We start from the raw sequence: 6,517 nt of genomic DNA on the forward strand, positions 1-6,517 counted from the left end.
GCACGGCGTTCGAGCAGAACCCCATCGGCAACGGCCCGTTCAAGTACGTCTCGCGCACGGTCGGCACCGACATCAAGCTGACCCGCTACGACGACGCGATCGGCGGCTACGTCGAGTACGCCGTGACCGCGGCCCGCGCGGGCGCGCACTCGCTGGTGTTCCGGTACGCCAACGCGTCCGCCGCGGCCCGCCCGGTCGCGTTGACCGTGGACGGCGCGGAGGTCGGGTCCGTCGCGTTCCCGAGCACGGGCGCGTGGACCACGTGGCACGAGGCGGCGGCGGCCGTGACGCTGCACGCGGGCGTGAACCACGTGCGCGCCACCGCCACCACGTCGAACGGCGGGCCGAACACCGACCGCCTGTCCGTGGACACCGCGGCCGCCGACGACACCGAGCCGCCCACCCCGCCGCGGAACCTGCGCGTCACCGGCCGGTCCGAGACCAGCGTGTCGTTGGCCTGGGAGGCGTCCACCGACAACGTCGGCGTCGTCGGCTACGACGTCTACCAGCACGGTCAGCTCATGCTGGGCGTGCCCGGCACGGAGCTGACCGCCACCGTCACCGGCCTGCTGCCGGACACCCGCTACGACTGGACCGTCCTCGCGCGCGACGCCGCGCCCAACGTCTCCCAGGCCAGCAACAACGTCGTCGCGCGCACCGACGCCACGCCGCCGGACGTCACCGCGCCCACCGCGCCGACCACCCTGCGCGTCACCGGCCGGTCCGAGACCAGCGTGTCGCTGGCCTGGGACGCGTCCACCGACGACGTCGGCGTGGCCGGGTACGTCGTGTACCGCGACGGAGCCCGCGTCGGCACGTCCGACGGCCCGTCCACCACGGTCACCGGCCTGGCCGCGGGCCGCGGGTACCGGTTCGCCGTGCGGGCGCGCGACTCGACGGGCAACCTGTCGCCGTTCAGCGACGAGGTCGTCGGCACGCCCGGCGGCGCGACGCCCGCGGGGGAGCCCCGGCCCGGCGTGGTGACCGTGCTGCAGGCGGGCACCGACGTGCCGTGGGGCGTGGCGTTCCTGCCCGACGGCACGGCGCTGGTGACCGAGCGGGAGTAGTTCACCGTCTACCGCCTCGCCCCGGACGGCACGCGGGTCGACCTCGGCCGCGTGCCGGACGCGCAGGGCACCAACGGCGAGGGCGGCGTGCTGGGCATCGCGGTGTCCCCGACGTTCACCACCGACAAGTACGTGTTCATCTACCACACGGCCTCGCGCGGCAACCAGCTCGTGCGGGCCAGGCTGGTGGACGGCGCGCTGTCCGGGTGGACCACGCTGCTCGGCGGCGTGCCGAGGAACCGCTACCACAACGGCGGCCGGCTGCGGTTCAGCCCGGACGGCCGGTACCTGTTCGTCTCGACCGGTGACGCGCAGAACGGCAGCTACGGGCAGAACCTCGACACCAACGCGGGCAAGATCCTGCGGATCTTCCCGGACGGGTCGATCCCGCCGGACAACCCGTTCCCGGGCAAGGCGATCTGGAGCTACGGCCACCGCAACGTGCAGGGCCTGGACTTCGACTCGCAGGGCCGGCTGTGGGCGTCGGAGTTCGGCAACAACTCGCTCGACGAGGTCAACCTGATCCAGCGCGGCGGCAACTACGGCTGGCCGGGCTGCGAGGGCACGGAGGGGTACTGCGACGACAGCCTGCCGCCGAAGCGGACGTGGCCGACGTCGGCCGGCGGGCCCAGCGGGCTGAGGATCGTCAACGACTACCTGTTCGTCGCCACGACCAGGGGCCAGCGGATGTACCGGCTGCGCATCGACGGCGCGGCGAACCTGGTCGACCAGCAGGTCTACCTGCAAGAGGCGTTCGGGCGGCTGCGCACCATCGAGGTCGACCGCGACGGCGACTTCTGGCTGACGACCACGTGGGACCTCGACGAGGAGGTGGGCAACGACCGGGTGCTGCACGTGGACGTCGAGTACCCGCCGGCCTGAGCACCGCACCGGGCCGTCACCCGACCGCCACGAGGAGTTCACCCGGGTCCGCCCGCCTCGCGCCGCACGTCCGAGGCGGGCATCGCGGACCGCCCGATCGGACCAGGTGGATGACGGCCGGAACGCCGACCGCCGCCGTCGACCGGAGGGCGGAACCGGTGCGCTCACAAGGCATGCCGTCGTTCCGTGAGCGCTTCGCACGGCTGCGTCTGTCGGTGCCTGCGTGTAGCGTCGAACCGACCTGATTGACCACGGGGAGTGCGCCAAGTGACTGCTGTCCGTAATGCCCCGAATCCGGGGCCGAGCCCGGCGGTGTTCCGGGACAGAGCGGAGGCCGAGGCCTACGTGGCCTCGGTCTGCTTCAAGCACGGGCCTCCGAGGCTGCTCGGAGTCGAACTCGAATGGACCGTCCACCACGTCGAAGATCCCACCCGACCGCTCGACGCGAAGACCCTCGCGGCCGCGCTCGGGAGCCACGCGCCACCGACCCTCGTCCCCGACAGCCCTCAGCGGCCGCTGCCCTCCGGCACCCCGCTGACCGTGGAACCGGGTGGCCAGGTCGAGATCTCCACCCCGCCACGCGCTTCGCTGACGGAGCTGCTCAAGATCGTCGCGGCGGACATCGACCACCTCCGGAACCTGCTCGAACCCGCCGGCCTGCGGCTGGGCCAGCACGGCGCGGACCCGTTCCGCCCGCCGCGCCGGATGCTCCAGGTCCCGCGCTACGCGGCCATGGAGCACGCCTTCGCCCCTTTCGGCTCCGACGGCATCACGATGATGTGCAGCACCGCGGGCCTGCAGGTCTGCCTGGACTTCGGGCTGGCCGACGACCTGCCGAAGCGCTGGGCCGCGGTGCACGCGCTCGGTCCCGTCCTGAACGCCCTGTTCGCCAACTCGCCGGGCGTCAACGGCCACCGCACCGACTGGGCCAGCGCGAGGATGCGCTCGCTGTACGCCACCGATCCCGTGCGCACCCGCCCGGCGGCGGTGTGCGCGAGACCGGCCGACGCGTGGGCCAAGCGCGTGCTGGACACGCCGGTGATCGCGGTGCGCAGACCGGGGCCGAACTGGCTGCCGCCGTACCGGTTGACGTTCGCCGACTGGGTCGCGGGCGCGCTCGACCGACCCCCGACCGCCGACGACCTCGACTACCACCTCAGCCTCCAGTTCCCGCCGGTCCGGCCGCGCGGGTACCTGGAGGTCCGCTACCTGGACACGCCGCCGGACGGCCGGTGGTTGCCGCCGGTCGTGCTGATGGCGGCGCTGTTCAGCACGGACAGGGCGGTGGACGAGGCGCTGGCGGCGAGCGAGACCGCCGCGAACCGGTGGCTCGCCGCGGCGCGGTACGGCCTGGACGACCCGGTGCTCGCCCGCGCGGCGCGCGACGTGGTCGCCGTGGGCTGCGCCGCGCTGTCCGACACCGACCTGTCGGTCGGCCAGTCCGACGCCATAGCCGAGGAACTGCACCGCACGCTCGCGGAGAAGACCGGAGGGGGCCGTTCATGACCAGCACCGACTCATCGCACACCGAAGCCATGCGCGACCGGGTCGCCGCCCAGCTCACCAGGGCGCGCGACCGCAGCAGGCTGCTCACCGACGCGGTCGACGACCACGACCTCGTCCGCCAGCACTCCAAGCTGATGTCCCCGCTGGTGTGGGACCTGGCGCACATCGGCAACCAGGAGGAGCTCTGGCTGGTCCGCGACGTGGGCGGCCGGGAGCCGGTCCGCGCGGACATCGACGAGCTGTACGACGCGTTCAAGCACGCCAGGTCGGCCCGGCCGGAACTGCCGCTGCTCGGGCCCGCCGAGGCCCGCCAGTACGTCGGGGAGGTCCGCGACAAGGTGTTCGACGTGCTGGAGCGCATCCCGCTGGAGGGCAACCGGCTCGTCGAGGGCGGGTTCGCGTTCGGCATGATCGTGCAGCACGAGCAGCAGCACGACGAGACCATGCTGGCCACCCACCAACTGCGCGTCGGCGAGCCGGTCCTCGACGCGCCGCCGCCACCGCGCGGTGGCCCGGTGGGGCCGGCCGAGGTGCTGGTGCCCGGCGGCCCGTTCACCATGGGCACGTCCACCGAGGCGTGGGCGCTGGACAACGAGCGGCCCGCGCACCAGGTGGTCACCGACCCGTTCTTCATCGACACCGCACCGGTGACGAACGGCGCGTACGCGGCGTTCATCGCGGACGGCGGGTACCGGGACCCGAGGTGGTGGAGCGAGGCCGGGTGGGCGCACGTGCAGAAGGCGTCGCTGGTCGCGCCCCGGTTCTGGGAACGGGTGGGCGACCGGTGGTACCGCACCGCGTTCGGCCGCACGTCGCCGGTCGAGGAGGACCAACCGGTGGTGCACGTCTGCTACTACGAGGCCGAGGCGTACGCGAGGTGGGCGGGCAAGCGGCTGCCCACCGAGGTGGAGTGGGAGAAGGCGGCCCGGTTCGACCCGGCGACCGGCCGGTCCCGCCGCTACCCGTGGGGCGACGAGGACCCGACCGAGCGGCACGCGAACCTCGACCAGCGGCACCTGGCGCCCGCGCCGGTCGGGGCGTACCCGGCGGGCGCGTCGGCGTTGGGCGTGCACCAGCTCATCGGTGACGTGTGGGAGTGGACCAGCTCCGACTTCCACGGCTACACCGGGTTCGAGGTGTTCCCGTACGCGGAGTACTCGCAGGTGTTCTTCGGACCGGACTACAAGGTGCTGCGCGGTGGGTCGTTCGGCAGCGACCAGGCCGCGGTGCGCTCGACGTTCCGAAACTGGGACTACCCGATCCGGCGGCAGATCTTCGCCGGCTTCCGCTGCGCGCGGGACGCCTCGCGGGACGAGTCGGCCTGACCGTGTGCCGCCACCTGGGTTACCTGGGCCCCGCCGTGCCCGTCTCCGCGCTGGTGCACGACCCGCCGAACTCGTTGGTCCGGCAGTCGTACGCCCCGCGGGACATGCGCGGCGGCGGGACGGTCAACGTCGACGGCTACGGCGTGGGGTGGTACCCCGCGCCGGGCGGTCCGGCGTTGCGCTACCGCCGCACGGGCACGATCTGGTCGGACGAGAACCTGCTCGCGCTGAGCCGGGTCACCTCGTCCGGCGCGGTGCTGGCCGCGGTCCGGTCCGCGACGGTCGGCATGCCGGTGGTCGACACCGCCTGCGCGCCGTTCACCGACGGGCAGTGGCTGTTCAGCCACAACGGTCGCGTCACCGACTGGCCGGGGTCCGTCGTGGACCTGGCCGGCGCGCTGCCGGTGACCACCCTGCTGACGCTGGACGCGCCGACCGACGCCGCGCTGCTGTGGGCGCTGGTGCGGTCGCGCCTGGCGGCGGGTGGTGCGCCGGGCGCGGTGCTGGCCGACGTGGTGTCCGAAGTGGCCGCCGCCGCACCGGGTTCGCGGCTGAACCTGTTGCTCACCGACGGCACCGTGCTCGCCGGCACGACGTGGACCCACTCGCTGTGGGTCCGCGCCGGCGACGGCGCGGTGACGTTGGCCTCCGAGCCGTTGGACGACGACCCGCGCTGGCGGGAGGTGCCCGACGGGCACGTCGTCACGGCTGATGTGTCCGCTGTGGACGTTCGACCGATTGGACGAGGATGACCGAGCCTGTGCTGGACGTGCACCTGACCGCCGAGGACGCGGCGGTCGCCCTGCGCGCCGAGGCGAGGGCGGGCCTGACCGCGCGGCCGAAGTGGCTGTCGCCGAAGTGGTTCTACGACGCGGTCGGCAGCGAGCTGTTCGAGGAGATCACCCGGCTGCCCGAGTACTACCCGACCCGGGCGGAGCGGGAGATCCTGCTCGCCCGCGCGGCCGAGATCGCGGAGATCACCGGCGCGCACGCGTTGGTGGAGCTGGGTTCCGGCTCGTCGGAGAAGACCCGGCTGCTGCTCAGCGCGTTGCGCGAGCACGGCACGTTGCGGGAGTTCGTGCCGCTGGACGTGTCGCCGTCGGCGTTGACCGAGGCGGCGAAGGCGATCATGGCGGCGTACCCCGGCCTGCGGGTGCACGGGGTGGTCGGTGACTTCACCGAGCACCTGGGCCTGCTGCCCGGTGCGCCGCCGCGGGTGGTGGCGTTCCTGGGCGGGACGATCGGCAACCTGATCCCGGAGGAGCGCGACAAGTTCTTCGCCTCCGTGCGGGAGGTGCTGAACCCGGGCGAGTGGCTGCTGCTCGGCACGGACCTGGTGAAGGACCCGGACGTGCTGGTCCGCGCGTACGACGACGCGCAGGGCGTGACGGCGGAGTTCAACCGGAACGTGCTGCGGGTGATCGACCGGGAGCTGGACGCCGACTTCGACCCGGAGGACTTCGAGCACGTCGCCCTGTGGAACGCGGAGGAGGAGTGGATCGAGATGCGCCTGCGGGCCCTGCGCCCGGTGAAGGTGCGGGTGGGCGCGCTGTCGTTGGACGTCGAGTTCGCCGAGGGCGAGGAGCTGCGCACCGAGGTGTCCGCGAAGTTCCGGCGTGAGGGCGTGGCCCGCGAGCTGGCCGCGGCAGGCTTCGAATCGCACCGCTGGTGGACCGACGAGCAGGGCCGCTTCGCGCTGACCCTGGCCCGCGCCGTCGGCTGACGCCGGGGTGGTCC

The 6,517-nt window shown here is 73.2% G+C and carries 6 protein-coding genes; all 6 read left to right on the forward strand.

Translation table 11 applies throughout. From position 1 onward, the window contains the following. A partial coding sequence (locus AB0G02_RS25345; RefSeq protein ID WP_360798090.1) for a fibronectin type III domain-containing protein occupies positions 1 to 1,067 on the forward strand: 1,067 nt, incomplete at its 5' end. A gap of 51 nt (positions 1,068 to 1,118) precedes the next feature. Further along, positions 1,119 to 1,949, forward strand: a complete 831-nt coding sequence (locus AB0G02_RS25350) for a PQQ-dependent sugar dehydrogenase (RefSeq protein WP_360798092.1) — start codon at positions 1,119 to 1,121, stop codon at positions 1,947 to 1,949. A gap of 312 nt (positions 1,950 to 2,261) precedes the next feature. Then, positions 2,262 to 3,455, forward strand: a complete 1,194-nt coding sequence (locus AB0G02_RS25355) for a glutamate-cysteine ligase family protein (protein ID WP_360798094.1) — start codon at positions 2,262 to 2,264, stop codon at positions 3,453 to 3,455. Continuing rightward, entirely contained in the window at positions 3,452 to 4,780 is a 1,329-nt protein-coding gene (gene egtB, locus AB0G02_RS25360; RefSeq protein WP_360798096.1) for an ergothioneine biosynthesis protein EgtB, read from the forward strand. The genes AB0G02_RS25355 and egtB overlap by 4 nt, the downstream gene beginning before the upstream one ends. A 2-nt stretch (positions 4,781 to 4,782) precedes the next feature. Beyond that, positions 4,783 to 5,532: an ergothioneine biosynthesis protein EgtC gene (gene egtC, locus AB0G02_RS25365; RefSeq protein ID WP_360798098.1), complete on the forward strand. Its 750-nt coding sequence runs from the start codon at positions 4,783 to 4,785 to the stop codon at positions 5,530 to 5,532. After that, positions 5,529 to 6,503 (forward strand): L-histidine N(alpha)-methyltransferase, encoded by a 975-nt coding sequence (gene egtD / locus AB0G02_RS25370; protein ID WP_360798100.1) that lies wholly within the window; start codon positions 5,529 to 5,531, stop codon positions 6,501 to 6,503. The genes egtC and egtD overlap by 4 nt, the downstream gene beginning before the upstream one ends. Positions 6,504 to 6,517 lie beyond the last annotated feature (14 nt).

It is taken from the genome of Actinosynnema sp. NPDC023658, from assembly GCF_040639995.1.
Classification (GTDB): domain Bacteria; phylum Actinomycetota; class Actinomycetes; order Mycobacteriales; family Pseudonocardiaceae; genus Actinosynnema.

What these genes read in the sequence shown, in the direction of transcription:
- egtB (WP_360798096.1), top strand. Translation starts at nt 3,452, where the DNA reads ATGACCAGCACCGACTCATCGCACACCGAAGCCATGCGCGACCGGGTC.
- egtD (WP_360798100.1), top strand. Translation starts at nt 5,529, where the DNA reads ATGACCGAGCCTGTGCTGGACGTGCACCTGACCGCCGAGGACGCGGCG.